General features: G+C 75.5%; 16 protein-coding genes and 1 other RNA gene. 6 read left to right on the top strand and 11 right to left on the bottom strand.

The window, feature by feature from the left end; all coding sequences use genetic code 11:
* The first annotated feature begins 36 nt into the window (after positions 1-36).
* Positions 37-900, top strand: a complete 864-nt coding sequence (locus tag J5O08_RS06045) for an alpha/beta fold hydrolase (RefSeq protein ID WP_218705990.1) — start codon at positions 37-39, stop codon at positions 898-900.
* Positions 894-1604: a triacylglycerol lipase gene (locus J5O08_RS06040; RefSeq protein ID WP_218705989.1), complete on the top strand. Its 711-nt coding sequence runs from the start codon at positions 894-896 to the stop codon at positions 1602-1604. Before J5O08_RS06045 ends, J5O08_RS06040 begins: the two co-directional genes overlap by 7 nt.
* A gap of 36 nt (positions 1605-1640) precedes the next feature.
* On the opposite strand, the gene J5O08_RS06035 is transcribed toward J5O08_RS06040, so the two are convergent.
* The 5 genes from J5O08_RS06035 to J5O08_RS06015 form a co-directional block, all read right to left on the bottom strand.
* Positions 1641-3014 carry an NAD(P)/FAD-dependent oxidoreductase gene (locus J5O08_RS06035; protein ID WP_218705988.1) on the bottom strand — a complete coding sequence of 458 codons (1374 nt, stop codon included), beginning with the start codon at positions 3012-3014 and terminating at the stop codon, positions 1641-1643.
* Positions 3015-3112: 98 nt separating this feature from the next.
* The gene (locus J5O08_RS06030; RefSeq protein WP_218705987.1) at positions 3113-4192 is read right to left on the bottom strand and encodes an ATP-dependent DNA ligase; all 1080 of its coding nucleotides are present in this window, start codon (positions 4190-4192) and stop codon (positions 3113-3115) included.
* 72 nt (positions 4193-4264) lie between these two features.
* On the bottom strand, positions 4265-5017 hold the full coding sequence (locus J5O08_RS06025) for a histidine phosphatase family protein (protein ID WP_218705986.1): 753 nt from the start codon (positions 5015-5017) through the stop codon (positions 4265-4267).
* A gap of 61 nt (positions 5018-5078) precedes the next feature.
* Positions 5079-5813, bottom strand: coding sequence for an ABC transporter permease (locus J5O08_RS06020; protein ID WP_218705985.1), 735 nt, complete (start codon positions 5811-5813; stop codon positions 5079-5081).
* Positions 5810-6787, bottom strand: coding sequence for an ABC transporter ATP-binding protein (locus J5O08_RS06015; protein ID WP_218705984.1), 978 nt, complete (start codon positions 6785-6787; stop codon positions 5810-5812). The genes J5O08_RS06020 and J5O08_RS06015 overlap by 4 nt, the downstream gene beginning before the upstream one ends.
* A 193-nt stretch (positions 6788-6980) precedes the next feature.
* On the opposite strand from J5O08_RS06015, the gene J5O08_RS06010 reads away from it, so the two are divergent.
* Positions 6981-7793 (top strand): TetR/AcrR family transcriptional regulator, encoded by an 813-nt coding sequence (locus tag J5O08_RS06010; protein WP_218705983.1) that lies wholly within the window; start codon positions 6981-6983, stop codon positions 7791-7793.
* An 18-nt stretch (positions 7794-7811) separates the two neighbouring features.
* Here J5O08_RS06010 and J5O08_RS06005 read toward each other — a convergent pair whose 3' ends face one another.
* Complete coding sequence (locus J5O08_RS06005) at positions 7812-8387, bottom strand: DUF6328 family protein (protein ID WP_255589370.1); 576 nt, start codon at positions 8385-8387, stop codon at positions 7812-7814.
* Between the two features lie 216 nt (positions 8388-8603).
* Between J5O08_RS06005 and ssrA the strand changes: the two genes are divergently transcribed.
* Positions 8604-8970, top strand: a transfer-messenger RNA (tmRNA) gene (gene ssrA / locus J5O08_RS06000).
* A gap of 254 nt (positions 8971-9224) precedes the next feature.
* On the top strand, positions 9225-11120 hold the full coding sequence (locus tag J5O08_RS05995) for an HNH endonuclease signature motif containing protein (RefSeq protein ID WP_218705982.1): 1896 nt from the start codon (positions 9225-9227) through the stop codon (positions 11118-11120).
* Between the two features lie 121 nt (positions 11121-11241).
* Here the strand turns inward: J5O08_RS05995 and J5O08_RS05990 are convergent, their stop codons facing one another.
* Both J5O08_RS05990 and J5O08_RS05985 read right to left on the bottom strand, forming a co-directional pair.
* The gene (locus tag J5O08_RS05990) at positions 11242-11538 is read right to left on the bottom strand and encodes a hypothetical protein (RefSeq protein WP_218705981.1); all 297 of its coding nucleotides are present in this window, start codon (positions 11536-11538) and stop codon (positions 11242-11244) included.
* A 217-nt stretch (positions 11539-11755) separates the two neighbouring features.
* A complete protein-coding gene (locus J5O08_RS05985; protein ID WP_218705980.1) occupies positions 11756-12205 on the bottom strand; it encodes a MarR family winged helix-turn-helix transcriptional regulator in 450 nt (149 codons plus the stop codon).
* Positions 12206-12251: 46 nt separating this feature from the next.
* On the opposite strand from J5O08_RS05985, the gene J5O08_RS05980 reads away from it, so the two are divergent.
* Positions 12252-12647 (top strand): VOC family protein, encoded by a 396-nt coding sequence (locus tag J5O08_RS05980; protein ID WP_218705979.1) that lies wholly within the window; start codon positions 12252-12254, stop codon positions 12645-12647.
* Between the two features lie 36 nt (positions 12648-12683).
* Here J5O08_RS05980 and J5O08_RS05975 read toward each other — a convergent pair whose 3' ends face one another.
* The 3 genes from J5O08_RS05975 to J5O08_RS05965 all read right to left on the bottom strand — a co-directional run bounded on the left by J5O08_RS05975 (position 12684) and on the right by J5O08_RS05965 (position 15053).
* The gene (locus J5O08_RS05975) at positions 12684-13130 is read right to left on the bottom strand and encodes a GNAT family N-acetyltransferase (RefSeq protein WP_218705978.1); all 447 of its coding nucleotides are present in this window, start codon (positions 13128-13130) and stop codon (positions 12684-12686) included.
* Positions 13131-13143: 13 nt separating this feature from the next.
* The gene (locus tag J5O08_RS05970) at positions 13144-14499 is read right to left on the bottom strand and encodes an ABC transporter substrate-binding protein (RefSeq protein ID WP_218705976.1); all 1356 of its coding nucleotides are present in this window, start codon (positions 14497-14499) and stop codon (positions 13144-13146) included.
* 122 nt (positions 14500-14621) lie between these two features.
* A complete protein-coding gene (locus tag J5O08_RS05965) occupies positions 14622-15053 on the bottom strand; it encodes a type II toxin-antitoxin system PemK/MazF family toxin (RefSeq protein WP_218705973.1) in 432 nt (143 codons plus the stop codon).
* Positions 15054-15080 lie beyond the last annotated feature (27 nt).

Raw genomic sequence — 15080 nt, 5'->3', positions numbered from 1 at the left:
CGGATCCCGCCCGCTCGACCCCGAGGAGCCCCGTCCGTGCTGTCCACGCCCCCCGACACCCCGGCGGACGGCCGCACGGGCGACCGCACCGGCGTTCGCGCCCGCGCCCGCCTCGACGGGCGCACCGCCGGCCGCCGCCCGGGCCGGCTCCTCGCCCGGACCCTCGGCGGCGCGCAGCCCCGCGGCCTCGACCCGGCGGCGGGCGTCGTCGTCACGGACGTGGGGCGCCCTGACGACCCGGCGGTGGTGCTGGTGCACGGCATCGGCGTCTCCGAGCGGTACTACCGCGCCCTGACCCGCGAGCTGGCCACCGACCGCCGGGTCCTCGTCCCGGACCTCCCGGGGTTCGGCCGCAGCCCGCGCCCGGCCCGGGTGCCCACGGTGGGCGACCTCGCGGACGTCGTGCTCGCCGTGCTCCGGCACCGGGGGATCGAGCGCGCGACGCTCGTCGGGCACTCGATGGGCGCCCAGGTGGTCGCGGAGGCGATGCTGCGGGCGCCCGACGTCGTGGAACGGGTGGTGCTCATCGGCGCCGTCGTCGACCCGGACGCGCCGTCGGTGCTGCGCCAGGCGCTGCGGCTCGCGAAGGACGGGCTGCACGAGCCGCTGGGCGTCAACGCGGTCGTCGCCAGCGACTACCTGCGGACCGGGCCCTCCTGGTACGCGGCGGTGCTCCCGCACATGTTCGCCTACGACACCGCCGACGCCGTGTCCCGGCTGCCGGGGCCGGTGCTGGTCGTGCGGGGCGAGCACGACCCGGTGTCGTCGCGGGCCTGGGCGCGCCGGCTGGGTGCGCTCGCGCCGCGGGCCGACGTCCGCGAGGTGCCCCGCGCCGGGCACGTCGCGATGGCCAGCCACGCGCCGCTGCTCGCCCGCTGGGTGCGGGAGGACCCGTGCTGACCGCGGGGGAGACCGCCCGCCGCGCGGTGTGGTGGGGCCAGGACTACGCGTACGCCGGCTGGCGGCAGGCGCGCGGGCTGCTGTCCCGGACCTCGCCGGACTCGTACACCCGGCCCGCGCCGGCTCGCCGCCCGCCGGTCCTGCTGCTGCCCGGCGTGTGGGAGACCTGGCGGTTCCTGGAGCCGCTGGCGCGCGGGCTGTTCGCGGGCGGGCACCCGGTGCACGTCGTCGCGCCGTTCGGCCTGAACCGGGGGAGCGTCCCGGACATGGCCGACCTGGCCGCGGCCCAGCTGGTCGACGCCGACCTGCGCGGGGTGGTGCTCGTGGCGCACTCCAAGGGCGGGCTGATCGGCAAGAGCGTCATGGGCCGCACCGACGTCGGCGACCAAGTCCTCGGGATGGTCGCGCTCAACACGCCGTTCTCCGGGTCGCCCTACGCGCGGCTGCTGCCCCTGCGGTCGATCCGGACCTTCCTGCCCGACGACGAGGTGCTCACGGCGCTCGCCGCCCAGCGCGCCGACCACGGGCGCATCGTGTCCGTGGCGACGTGCTTCGACCCGCACATCCCGACCGGCAGCGAGCTGCCGGGGGCGCGCAACGTGCGCCTGGAGACCCCGGGCCACTTCCGCTCGCTGACCGACCCGGCGCTGCTCCCGCTGCTGGAGCAGGAGCTCGCGCGCCTCGCGTCGGCCGACCCGGCCTGACCCCGGCCGACCTCGCCGCGGCGCGGAGACGGCGGGTCAGTCGTCCAGGACCTGGCGGGTCGGCACCGTGGGCTTGTCGACGCCCCGGGTGCGCAGCGCGCCCCGGCCGACCACCTGCTGCCACGTGGCCGTGCGCTCGGACCGCCCGCGGCCGATGAAGCTCACGGCCCAGTGCAGCAGCGTGGTGATCCGGTTCTTGAACCCCACCAGGTAGAACAGGTGGACCCCCAGCCAGAGCAGCCACGCGCCGAACCCGGCGGTCTTGACCGGCCCGATCTTGGCGACCGCCTGGAACCGGGACACCGTCGCGAGCGACCCCTTGTCCTGGTACCGGAAGGGCCCGGCGCTGGGCTCGCCCTGCACGCGGCGGACGATCTCCTGGGCGGCGTACCGGCCGGTCTGCATCGCGGCGGGCGCGACGCCGGGGACGCCCGGACGCAGGGCCATGTCGCCGACCACGAACACCTCGGGGTGCCCGGGCAGCGAGCCGTTGGGCTCGACCCGCACCCGGCCCGCGCGGTCCACCTCGGCCCCGGTCTTCTCGCCGAGCTGCTTCCCGAGCGGCGACGCCTGCACGCCGGCAGCCCAGACCTTCGTCTGCGACTCGATCGTGGTGCGGTTGCCGTCGCCGTCCTCGACCGTGACGGAGGACGCGTCGACGTCGACGACCTTGTGGCCCATCAGCAGCTCGACGCCCAGGCCCTCGAGCACCCGTGCCGCCGCGTCCTGCAGCTCCTCCGGGTTCCCGGGCAGCACCTTCGGCACCGGGTCGACGAGGAGGATGCGCGCCTGGGTCGGGTCGAGGCTGCGGAACGAGCCGCGCAGCGACCGGTGCGCCAGCTCCGCGAGCTGCCCGGCCATCTCGACGCCCGTGGGTCCCGCGCCGACGACGACGAACGTGGTGAGCCGCGCGCGCTCCGCCGGGTCGGTGGCGAGCTCCGCCAGCTCGAACGCGCCGAACACGCGGCCGCGGATCTCCAGGGCGTCGTCGATGCTCTTGAGGCCCGGGGCGAAGTCGGCGAACTGGTCGTTGCCGAAGTACGACTGCCCCGACCCGGCCGCGACCACCAGGCTGTCGTACCGGGTGCGGGTCTCGCCGAGCGGCGAGGCGGACACGACCTCGCGCTTGTCGAGGTCGATGTCCGTGACGACGCCCAGCAGCACCCGGGCGTTGCGCTGGCTCTTGAGCACGTCGCGGGTGGCGGGGGAGATCTCGCCGACCGAGAGCACCCCCGTGGCGACCTGGTAGAGCAGCGGCTGGAACAGGTGCGTCGCGGTCCCGTCGATCACGGTGACCCGGACGGGGGCGTCGGCCAGCGCCTTGGTGGCGAACAGGCCGCCGAAGCCGGACCCGATCACGACGACGTCGTGCGGCTTGCCGGGCGTGCGCGAGGGGACGGAGGCGCTCATTCCACGGGGTCCTTCCGCGGTCGGGTCTGGCGGACCCGTCCGACCCTACGAGCGGGCTGCGCGGAGCGCGCGCGGAGGGCGCCGGGGCCGGCCGCCGGTCACGCGGGCGGCGCGAGGATCTCCGACAGCCGGAAGTTCACCGGTTCCTCCAGCTGCGCGTAGGTGCAGGTCGCGGGGTCGCGGTCCGGGCGCCAGCGCTTGAACTGCGCGGTGTGCCGGAACCGGTCGCCCTCCATGTGGTCGTAGCCGACCTCGACCACGAGCTCCGGGCGCAGCGGCACGAACGACAGGTCCTTGGTCGCGTTCCACCGGCTGACCGCGCCGGGCATCCGCCTGCCCTCGTGCGCCGACTGGTCCGCCCAGTCGCCCCAGGGGTGCTCGGACAGGTCGTCGGCCCGCAGCGGTGCCAGCTCCTCGACCAGCGCCTTGCGCCGGGCCATCGGGAACGACGCCGCGACGCCGACGTGCTGCAGCCGGCCGTCGTCGGTCCACAGCCCGAGCAGCAGCGAGCCGAGCACGTCGCCGGACTTGTGCCAGCGGAACCCGGCGACCACGCAGTCGGCGGTGCGGGCGTGCTTGACCTTGAACATCGTCCGCTTGTCGGGCTGGTAGGTGCCGTCGAGCGGCTTGGCGACGACGCCGTCCAGCCCGGCGCCCTCGAACTGGGTGAACCACTGCTGCGCCACCGCGAGGTCGCCCGTCGCCGGGGTGACGTGCACGCGGGGGTCGTCGCCGGTGATCGTGGCGCCGAGCGCGTCGACGAGGCGGGCGCGCCGGTCGCCGAACGGGGTGCGCATCAGGTCGTCGTCGCCGAGCGCGAGCACGTCGAACGCCACGAACGAAGCGGGCGTCTGCCCGGCCAGCAGCCGGACCCGGCTCTCCGCGGGGTGGATCCGCTGCTGGAGCGCGTCGAAGTCGAGCCGGTCGCCGGACACGATCACGATCTCGCCGTCCAGCACGCACCGCTCCGGGGTGGATGCCTTGATCGAGTCGACCAGCTCCGGGAAGTACCGGGTCATCGGCTTCTCGTTGCGGCTGCCGAGCACCACCTCGTCGCCGTCCCGGAAGACGATCGTGCGGAACCCGTCCCACTTGGGCTCGGTGTGGCCGAGGTCGGGGATCTCCGGCACGGCCTTGGCCAGCATCGGGGACACGGGCGGCATCACGGGCAGGTCCATGGCGCCCATCCTGCTCGGCGGGGGCGGGCGCGGCCAGGGGTGGGCGTCGGCGCTGCGGCGGGACAGAGGTCGTCAGGCGCCGTCCGGGCGCTCCGGGGAGCGCACCGGCTGCTCGGTGCCGGGCACCGGCAGCCCCGGCGCGCCCTGAGCGGCCGGGTCGTACCCGAACGTCCGCACCTCCCGCTCGCCGTCCGGCCCGATCCGGACCGTCGACACGCTCGCGTTCGCCAGCGGGTCCATCGGCACGGTGCCGGCCATCGCCAGGTAGGCCAGCAGCGTCACGCCGTGGCTGACCACGAGCACGTCGCCGCCGCCCGCGTGCTCCCGCTCGATGCGCCCGAAAGCGTCGGCGACCCGCTCCAGGTACGCGGTGGTGCGCTCCGCGCCGGGCAGGCCCGGGTAGGTGCCGGTGAGGATGCCGCCGAACAGCTCGACCGGGTCGCCGAGCGCCAGCAGCTCGGCCTCCGGGCGGGCCTCGAGGTCGCCGAAGTGCATCTCCCGGAGGCCGGGGTCGGTGGTGAGCCCCACGCCGGGGTGCGCGGTGAGCAGCTCCCGCGCCGTCGCGACGGTGCGGCCCGCCGGGCTCGCGTACGCCGCGGCGAAGGTCCGGTCCGCGAGCACCCGCGCGGTGGCGCGGACGCCGGCCAGGCCGTCCGCCGTCAGCGGGGAGTCCGACCAGCCCTGCAGCAGGCGGGCGGTGTTGAACTCCGTGCGGCCGTGCCGCACCAGGTAGAGCGTCGTGGTGCCGTCGGGGACCGCCCCGTCGTCGAGGCTGGTCGTCGGGCCGTGCTCCGCCGCGTCGGCGGACGTCGCGAGGAAGGGCATGCCCGCGATCCTAGGCACGGCCCCGACGCCCGTGATTGGGTCGCCGGGGCCGCGCGGGCGCCTACGCCCGCCGGCGCAGCGCCCAGGTCGCGCCCGCCACCGACGCCGCGCACCAGGCCAGCAGCACGACGAGCGAGCGCCCGGGCATCGTGAACGTGTCGCTCGCGAGCCCGGACCGGACGAGCTGGGCCATCGGCTCGAAGGGGAACCACTCGTGCGCCGTCTGCAGCCACGCGGGCATCCGGTCGGCCGGGTAGCTGACCGGGGTGAACAGCAGGATCACGAACACCAGCACCTGGGTCATCAGCATCGCCAGGGTCGGCTTGAGCAGCGACGCCATCCCGTAGCCCACCGCCGCGGCCGTGAGCGACACCAGCAGCGTCGCGGGGACCAGCCACGGCGCGGGCGACAGGTGGACGTCGAACCGGAGCACGCCGGTGACGATGCCGAGCACCATGCCGGGCAGCGCGATCAGCGTCCAGACCAGCAGGTCGCTCACCAGGAACGAGCCGCGCGGCACCGGCAGCGTGCGCATCCAGTCGAGGCTGCCCTCCGTCCGGGACTGGGACAGCATCTGCGGCGTCATCACCAGGCCGACCATCACGAGCGTGATCGTCGGGGCGCCGGTCGCCAGGTAGAGGGCCTGGTCCGGGGGCGGGTCGCCGATCACGAGCCCGAAGCCCAGGATCGTCGCGACCGCCAGGAACACCTGGACCACGACGAGCAGCGGCAGCATCGTCGCCTGCCGCCGGAACTGCCACTGGGTGAGCAGGAGGGTCTGCTGGACGGTGGTCACGCCGCCACCTCCGCACCCGCGGCCCGGCCCGCGTGCTGCTCGTGGCCGACGAGGTCGACGTACACGTCCTCGAGCGACGCCGGCGTCAGCGCGTACCGCTCGAGCCGGTGCGCCGCGACCTCGTCCTGCGCCCAGCGCACGACCTCCGCGGCGTCGGCGGCGCGGACCGTGCCGACCTCCCGGCCGCGCGCGCCCGCCACCTCCCGCACCGCCGGGTGCCACCGCCAGCCGGCGTCGACGGCGCCGGGGGAGAGGTCGGCCTCCACGGTGAGCGTGCCCTGCAGGTGCGCCGTGAGCCCCGCGGGGGTGTCGTCGGCCAGCACCCGGCCTCGGTCGAGGACGACGAGCCGGTCGACGACGCGCTCGGCCTCCCGGACGTTGTGCGTCACGAGCAGCACCGCGCGGCCCTCGTCGGCGAGCGAGCGGATCCGGCCCCAGAGCAGCCGTCGGCGCACGGGGTCGACGTCGTTGGTGGGCTCGTCCAGGACGACGAGCCGGCCCGGGGTGACGACGGTCATCGCGAACGCGGTGAGCCGGGCGATGCCTCCCGAGACCTTCTCCGCGGGGGTGTCGGCCCAGGGGCGCAGGTCGAGCGCGTCGAGCAGCTCGTCGGTCCGCTCGCGCACCGCCGCGCGGTCGGCGCCGCGGATGCGCCCCACCAGCTCGATCGCCCGGCGCGGCGTGAGGCCCGTGATCGGGACGTTGGCCTGCGCCTGGATGCAGGTGCGGCGCCGCGCCTCGGCGGGCTGCGCCACCGCGTCGACGCCGTCCAGGTGGATCGTCCCCTCGTCGGGGCGGACGAGCCCGACGACCTGGTTCACCAGGGTCGTCTTGCCGGCCCCGTTGTGGCCGAGGAGCCCGACGACCTGCCCCGCCGCAACGTCCAGGTCGATCCCGTCGTTCGCCTGCACGCCGCCGCGCCCGCGGTACCGCTTCCGCAGCCCGCGGACGGTCAGCACACCCGCTGCACCCATCTCCGCACTCCTTCGCTCGTCGCCTCGGCGGCTCTGATACCGACCGGTACGTGATGAACGTAGCAGGATGTGGCTCCGGGATACCAGTAGGTATCTCGTTGGTTTGAGCCGTGTTGCACCAGGTCAGACTCTTGGCTGGCCATCGGTCCGATCCTGGATACCGGTCGGTACGCGACGCGGTTAGGATGACGGCATGGCGCGCATGCACGACGACCAGGCCCCCGACGGGAACGCAGCGGACGACTCGATCGGGGCCGCGACCCGCGCCCTCGCCGACGCCACCGCGGCGCTGACCCGGCTCATCGGCAAGCAGGTGCAGTCCGTCGTCCCCGAGGTCTCCGACGCCGTCGCCGCGAGCCTGCGCGAGGCGTCGCGCGGGCTGGCCGACGCCTCCGAGAGCGTCGGGCGACGGGGTGGGAGCGGCCGGGCCGAGGAGCGGCGCGCCGAGCGCGCGGGCCGCACGCGCACCGAGCTGCTGGACGCCGCGGCCCGCGCCTTCGCCCGGCAGGGCTACGAGGGGGCGTCCCTCGGTGACATCGCCGCCGACGCCGGGTACACCAAGGGCGCCGTGTACGCGCACTTCGGGTCGAAGCACGAGCTGTTCCTCGAGGTCGCCCGTCGGCAGATCGCCGCCGCCCCGGCCCAGCCCGGCCTGCCCGGGATGGGGGAGGAGGGCCTGGAGGAGAAGCTGTCGGCGGCGCTGCTCGGCATGGTGGACGAGACCGAGCTCCTGCTCGCGCTCGAGATCCTGTCCTTCGCCGTCCGGCACCCCGAGGCGCGCGCCGAGATCGGGGCGTTCTACGAGGAGGGCTTCGCGGAGCTCGCCGACCAGGTCGGGCGCGCGCGGCACCCCGCCGACCCCGAACCTGCGGAGGACGACTGGGACACCGCGCTCGCGGTGGTCAGCGTCTCGAACATCGCCCTGCTGCTCGGCGCGGTCACCGGCTCGCCGCACGCCTCGCCGGAGGCGGGGGCGCGGGTGATCGCGCGGCTGCTGCGCGGCTGACGATCCCGCGCGAGGGCCTCACTCGTCCTCGCGCCCCGCCCGGCGCGAGAGGCGCAGCGGCAACGCCAGCCAGACCACCGCCAGCCCGACGAGCGCGGCGCTCCCCGCGACCCAGCCCGCCGACCGGCCGACCACGACGTCGAACAGCAGCAGGGCCGACCCCGCGAGCACCAGCGCGAGCGTCGCCAGACCCGCCTGCGCCATCCGGTCGCCGGACTCCACCAGCTCTCGCTTGAGGTGCCGCCGGAACAGGATCCGGTGCAGCGACACCGGCGCGACGATGAACCCCGTCGCCGTCACCGCGAGCACGACCAGCACCAGGTAGACGGTCTTCTGGTAGTCGTCGAGGTCGAGGAACCGCTGCTGGAACGGGACCGTCAGCAGGAAGCCGGTCAGGATCTGCACGCCCGTCTGGGCGACGCGCAGCTCCTGGAGCAGCTCGTTCCAGTTCCGGTCCATCCGCTCGGTGGCTGTCTCACGCCGGCCGTCGCGGGGGTCGGCGTCCCGGTCCTCGGGTCGGGTGCTGCCCGGACGGGTATGGCTCGCGGGGGGCGTGCCGTCGGGGCGGGTGCTCTCGGGGTCGTGCTGCGGCATGGTCGGTCCTCCGCGCGGTGCGCGCCGCCCGGGTCCTCGGCGGCATCTGCGCAGATGGTGCCGCGCCCGGTCGCACGGCGCAGGTCGAGCAGGCGCGCGGCGGGAATCACGGTGCGGGCCGCGGCGTTGCACCCGTATGCTGGACCCGCTGCGGCCGGCGGCCGGGAGCCCGCGAGGGCGACCGGACGAGGGGCGCGGCGATTGACAACTCCACATGGGGGTGATCGGTTTCGACGGTGATCGTCGAGCCAGGAGAAGCGGGCCGAGGACACACGGTTATCTCGCTAACGATCCGTGTAAACCCATAGGTGCCGATAACAAGCGCACCGACTTCGCCCTCGCCGCCTGAGCGAGCCTCGAAGTCCGTCAGCCTGAGCTAGCTTCCGACTCAGTTCCTGGCGTCATCTAGGGAGCCACTGCTCGTAGCCTTCGTCACGGGGGCTGCGGGGACTTTCACGTGACTGAGCCTGTCCACCACTTGTCTGCGTGATGGTGGGGGCCGAGAAAAGCGCAGCAGACTGCGCCCGGAGAAGTCCTGGTTCCACGTCATCGGACGCGGGTTCGATTCCCGCCACCTCCACTCGAGTGCCGAGAGGCCCGTCCCCGTCCGGGGGCGGGCCTCTCGTGCGTCGTCAGTCATGGGCCGTGCCGGCGGCCGCTCGGCCTGCCGGGGCGGCGGAGCCCGCCCGCGGGACCCGCCGTGCGGGACCCCGCGCGCGGGACCCGCCGCGCGGCTGCGGGGCGCCGAGTCGTCCACAGGTGCCGTGGTCGTGCTCCGTCCCCAGGGCGGGGGTCGGGCGCCGGGGTCGTGTCGGTGGTGGTCGGTAGTGTCGTTCCATGGCATCTGACCTGCAGGAACACTCCGACGGCGACCCGGTCGCGGTCCCGGTGCTGCCGGTCTACGGGCCTGACGGGACCTGTTTGACGGACTTCGGCCCGGACCCCGTCGTGGCGGCGGGTGGGGTGCCGCGCACGGGTGAGCAGCGGCAGGTCGAGGCGATCGCGGCGTGCCCGCCGGGGCCCGAGCTGGACGCCTGGCTGCGAGGGCTGGACCTGCAGGTGCTGTCCTCGAAGATCCTGGTCGAGGTGATCGCCGCGCAGGACCGGGTCGAGAGTCATCAGCACGCCCGCAAGCTGGCCATGGTGGCCGAGCTCGCCTCCCGGGACGAGATGAGTCCGCAGTGGTCCCCTCTGGCCGGTGCGCCCCCGACGCAGGCCTGCGTGGCGGGCGACGAGCTCCAGATGCGCCTCGGGTGGCCGCGGGTGACGGCGACCAAGACCGTGCACCGGGCGCTGGTGCTCGACGGGATGCTCGGTGCGACCCGGCAGGCGTTGGAGGTCGGGCACCTCGACCCCGCCAAGGCCCAGGTGCTGACGGCCGAGCTGGCGGACCTGCCGTTCCAGGTCGCGCACGCCGTGGAGGACGCGGTGCTGCCCGAGGCCGACCAGTGCTCCGTCGCCGAGCTGCGGCAGCGGGTGGCGCGGGAGATCCGGTTGGTCGACCCCGAGGGCGCAGCCGCCCGCCGCGAACGCGCCCGCTGCACCAGGAAGGTCTCCCACCCCCGGCCGCAGCCGGACGGCATGGCCTCCATGTGGCTGGTCCTGGACGCGGCGGACGCGCTGCGCGTCGACGGGGTCCTGACCCACGCTGCGAAGACCGCCAAGGCGCTGGGTGACGACCGGACCCTGGACCAGCTGCGCGCGGATGGTCTGCGCGACCTGGTGGTCGGGGACGTCCCCGCGTCGGATGGTCCGGCGTTCGAGGTCCACCTGTCCCCGGGCCTGCCGGTGCCGCCGGAGCCGCGACGGTCGTGGAACGGGGCGACCATGACCGACCGGGACGGGGTGGTGCTCACGCGCCCGGTCGAGCCGATCCCGATCGCCACGCTCACCCCGCTCGACGACACCGCCGCGCGTCCCGGGCCCGGGGCGAACGACACCGGTTCGCAGGCCGCGACGGTCGCGACCGCGCCTTCGCCGGAGGCGACGACCTCGACCAAGACCCGGACCGCGACCGGGTCCGTGACGACCGGGACCACGGTCGGCACCGACGCCACCGTGCCCGGCGCACCCATCGGAGCCACCGCGCCGGGCGCACCGGCCCGCGCGACCGAGCCCGTTCTCGCGTCCAACCCCGGGGCGACCGCACCCGCGCCCGATCGTCGCGGCTGCACCCGCTGCTCCGGCCGTCCGGGCGCCGAGGTCCGCATCACCATCCCCGCCTCCACCCTGCTCGGCCTGGACGACCAGCCCGCCCACCTCGACGGCCACGGCCCCATCGACGCCGTCCAGGCCCGAGCACTCGCGATCGGCGCGGTCTGGCGGCGAATCGTCACGGATCCCCTCTCGGACCGCGTCTTGGACGTCGGTCGCGAGCGATATCGACCACCCGCCGCCCTGGCGGACCTGATCCGCACCCGCGACAAGACGTGCGCCGCACCCGGCTGCAGGGTCCCGGCCTGCGCCTGCCAGCTCGACCACACCCAGGAGTTCCACTCCCGACCGGGCGGGGACCCCGACGCGCCCCTGGGCGGCACCGACGCGGACAACCTCGGACCGGTCTGCCACCGGCACCACCGCCTCAAGACCGACGGCGGCTTCCGGCTCCGGCAGATCGAACCCGGCCTGTTCGAGTGGATCACGCCCACCGGACACCGGTACCTCACCCGGCCGGGCACGGGGCAGACCCACGACGCCACGGCCGACCCGCACGACGCAGCGCCCCCGTTCTGAGGCGCGCCCCGGAGCGGCGCGTGCCCCGCGTCGCCTCGTGCAGGGCACGTGCCGCGCGTCGCGTGCACGGCGCTGCGTCGCGTACTCGAGCCTCGCTCAGGACGTCGCCGCCGCCGCGCGGTCAGGGGTACCGCTCGAGTCCGGGCAGGTGCGCCCAGGTGGTCATGGCGATCTGGCCCTGGGTCACGTCGACGCCCGTGCCCGTCGGGCAGGTGACGGTCGTGACCTGCTGGGCCCCGAGCACCGTGAACGCCCGGGTGGTCACGAGTCGCCAGCCGCCGTCGTCGTCGCGGCCGAGCGCCCGGGCGACGGCGTACGTGGGGCCGCCCTCGCCGAGCCCCTCGCCGAGCCCGAGGACGTTCCGCGCGGGGCCCGCCACGAGGTCGGCGCCGGCGAGGTGCTGGTCGACGAGGGCCATCGAGGCCGCCGGGTCCGCCGGCCCGGTGGGCTGCGGCGACGGTCCCTGGACCTCGGTCGACGGGGAGGTGGTGCCCGCACCCCCCGATGCGACCGTTCGCCGCTGCGAGCAGCACAACCAGCGCGTGGACCTGCGTGCTCACCCCTCGACGCCTCAGTGCGTCACCGTAGCGGCGCGGCCACGGGTCGCGGGCGGGTTCGGACGGGAGGATGCGCGATCAGTCGTCACCGGCGAGCAACGCGTCCCTGCTCGCCACGAGCGCGTCCCGCAGCGCCATCCGCTCCGCGGCGCCGAGCCTGCCGAGCATCCGTGCCGTCACCTCCGCCACCCGCGACTCCGCCACGGCGAGCGCCGCGGTGCCGGCGGGCGTCGGCGCGACCGCCCGCTCCCGCCGGGGCCCTGGTTCCTCGGCGCGGTCGACGAGACCCTGCCGCTCCATGCCCTGGACGAGCACGTTCATCGACTGCCGGGAGACGAAGGTGCGCCGGGCGAGCTCGGAACCGGTGATGCCCGGCTCCGCGCGCAGGGTGCTCAGGCAGGCGTACTGGGACACGGTCAGCCCGAGCGGGCGCAGCGCCTCGTCCATGCGGTGGTGCAGCGCGGCCTGCGTGGCCTTCAGCAGGATGCCGAGCTCCTTGGCGAGAGCGGCCTCGGTGGCATCGTCCATGTCAGCATCTTGACACATGCACCGGCGTGAGTGTCAGGATGTTGACATGAACACCGCACCCGCCGGCACGACCGGCCCCGACTTCGTCTCCTTCCAGGTCCGCGACCTGGCCGCCTCCGCCGACTTCTACGAGCGCCTCGTCGGCCTGACCCGGCTCCCGGCGTCGAACCCCCAGGCCGTGGTCTTCTCCACCGGCGGCGCCGCCGGAGCGACCGCGTTCGCGGTGCGGGTGCCCTTCCCGGGTGTCGACCTCGATGCGGCAGGGCAGCTCGGCGCCGGGATCGGGGTGTGGTTCCACCAGCCCGACGCGGCGGCGCTGCACGCGCGGCTCGTCGGGGCCGGCGTGCCGATCGTGCAGGAGCCGTTCGAGAGCCCGTTCGGGACGACGTTCTCGTTCCGCGACCCCGACGGCTACGTGGTCACCGTCCACTCGAAGGCCTGACCCGGGCGGCGGCTCGGCCCGGGCGCTCGGCGGCCGTCAGCCGAGCGGGATCTGGTAGTGGATCATCCCGGACCGCGTCGCGACCCGGTCGTAGAGGGCCCGGGCCGTGGCGTTCGACTCGGCGGTCAGCCAGTACACCTTGGCGGAACCGTTCTGCTCGGCCCACGCGCGCACGTGCTCGACGAGCGACCGGCCCGCACCCGCGCCGCGCCCGCCCGGGGCGACGAAGAGGTCCTCGAGGTAGCAGTAGCTCGTCGTGGTCCAGGTCGCGGCGTGGGTCAGCCAGTGCACGAGGCCGACGGCCGCGCCGGAGTCGTCCCGGGCGAGCGCCCCGTGCAGGCCCCAGCCCGGGTCCACGAGCCGGGCGAAGGTGGCGGCCGTCGTCTCCTCGTCGAGGGTGGTCTCGTAGAACGCGAGGTACCCGTCCCACAGCGCGCGCCACGCGGCGCGGTCGTCCGGGGTGAGCGGGGTGACGGTGGCCATCCGCGCAGCGTAGTCAGCCGTCCGCGGCCGCCGCGGCGACGTCCGTCAGCGACGCCAGCTCGCCGTCCAGCCCGCCCGGGTCCTGCACGAGCCGGAGCATCGCCGCGCTCCACGCCGACTGCACCTCGGCCGGCATCGCGTCCCCGGCGCCGAACCGCACGACCTCGGCGCCGGTCAGGTGCTCCGCGACCGACCGGGCCACCGCATCGGGGTAGGCCGAGGCCGGCACGCCGCGGTTGACGGAGGTGTACCCGCCGAGCCCGGCCCACCGCGCCTGCGCGTCGGCGCCGGTCACGTAGGCCAGGAACGACCGGGCGGCCGGGGTGTCCCGCAGCGCGGCGACCAGGTCCGCGCCGACGGTCGTGGCGCCCGCGAGCGCGGGGTCGACGGCCGGGAACGCGAACCAGTCGTAGCCCGTGCCGGGCACGAGGTCGGGGTAGGCCTCGGTCACGAATGCCTGCGCGAACGACGCCATCGGGTAGGCGTACGCCTCCGGCGGGTCGGCGAACACCGGCAGCACGCCCTCGGCGTCCCCGGTCGTCAGGATCGCCTGGACCCCGCCCAGGACCCGCCCGGGCGCGGTCACCAGCGTCAGGAACCGGTCGAAGGACCGCCGGACGCACGCGTCGGTCCAGTGGACCTCGGCGGCCACCCACGCGTCGTAGGTCGCGGGGCCGCAGCCGCCGAGCACGAGCGAGGCCACCCCGTCCGTGAGCGCCCAGCCGCTGCCCGGGCCGCGGGGCGCGACGACCGAGAGCGGCGTCCGCCCGTCGGCGACGGCGTCGCCCGCCCAGGCGACGAGGTCGTCCCAGGTCCCGGGCACGGCGTAGCCGGCGGCGTCGAACGCGGCGGAGGAGTACCAGACCGTGGAGCGGTCGGTGACCTTGACCGGGAGCGCGTAGAGCGCGCCGTCGACGGTCCCGAGGTCCGTCCACGCCGCGGGGTAGTCGCGGGCGACGGCGGCCGGGTCGAGCAGGTCGTCGAGCGGCAGGAGGGCGCCCGCACCGACGAGGTCGCGCAGCAGGCCGGGGTTCGGCAGGACGGCGACGTCGGGCGGGACCCCGTCGGCCACCGCGGCCGCCAGGTCGCCCGCGAGGTCCCGGGACCCGGTCCACGCGACGGTCGCACCGGTGGCGTCCTCCCACGCCCCGGTGACCGCGGCGAAGGCGTCGCGCTCGGGTCCGCTCCACAGGCCGAGGACGGACACCTCCGCGCCGTCGAGGTCCGGCGTCCGGGACGACCCCGACGGCGATCCCGACGACGGCCCCGAGAGGGCTGCGGTCGGGTCCGGGCCGCTCGACCCGGTGCACGCCGCGCCCGACAGGGCAAGCACCATGGTCGCCACGACGGCCACGCGGCGCAGCGTCATGGTCCGCCTCCCGCTTCGCGCTCGGCCCGGCGCCGGGCCACCCGGTCCCGACGTCGCGCACGCTACGCGCACGGCTCGCGGCTCGCGGTGGGCGTCGACCGGTGCACGCGTCGAGCCGCCCGTCACCGCAGGTCGCGCGCCGCCTCCTCGTACCAGCTCAGCCACGCCCGCCCGGCGTCCCCGGTGCGCCGCCGCAGCGCGGTCCGGCGCAGGTCCAGCGGCCGCAGGTCCACCCAGCTCCGCCGGTCGAGGCCCGGCAGCGTCTCGGGAGACCGGGCGTAGCCGCGCCGCCCGTCCTGGTCCCGGGAGGTCAGCCGCACGACGGTGCACCGCCGCCCGCGGGCCGACAGCACCACCACGGGGCGGTCCTTCGCGCCCGTGCCGTCGCGGTACGGCACCATCGCGAACCACACGTCGCCCCGGCGCGCCCGCGGCGCCCCCGCCCGCCCGAGCAGCCGCAGCACGAGCACCACGGCGCCGACGACGAGGACCAGCAGCCACGGGCGGTCGGCGACGAGGTCGGCGAGGACACCGGGCACGATCTGGTCGGTCATGCAGGGGAGTGTCGCAGGCCGGCGCCC

The sequence above is a fragment of the Cellulomonas sp. PS-H5 genome (assembly GCF_019265565.1).
GTDB lineage: Bacteria > Actinomycetota > Actinomycetes > Actinomycetales > Cellulomonadaceae > Cellulomonas.
Note: the sequence above shows the minus strand (reverse complement) of the source record. Positions and strands in the feature narration are given on the sequence as shown.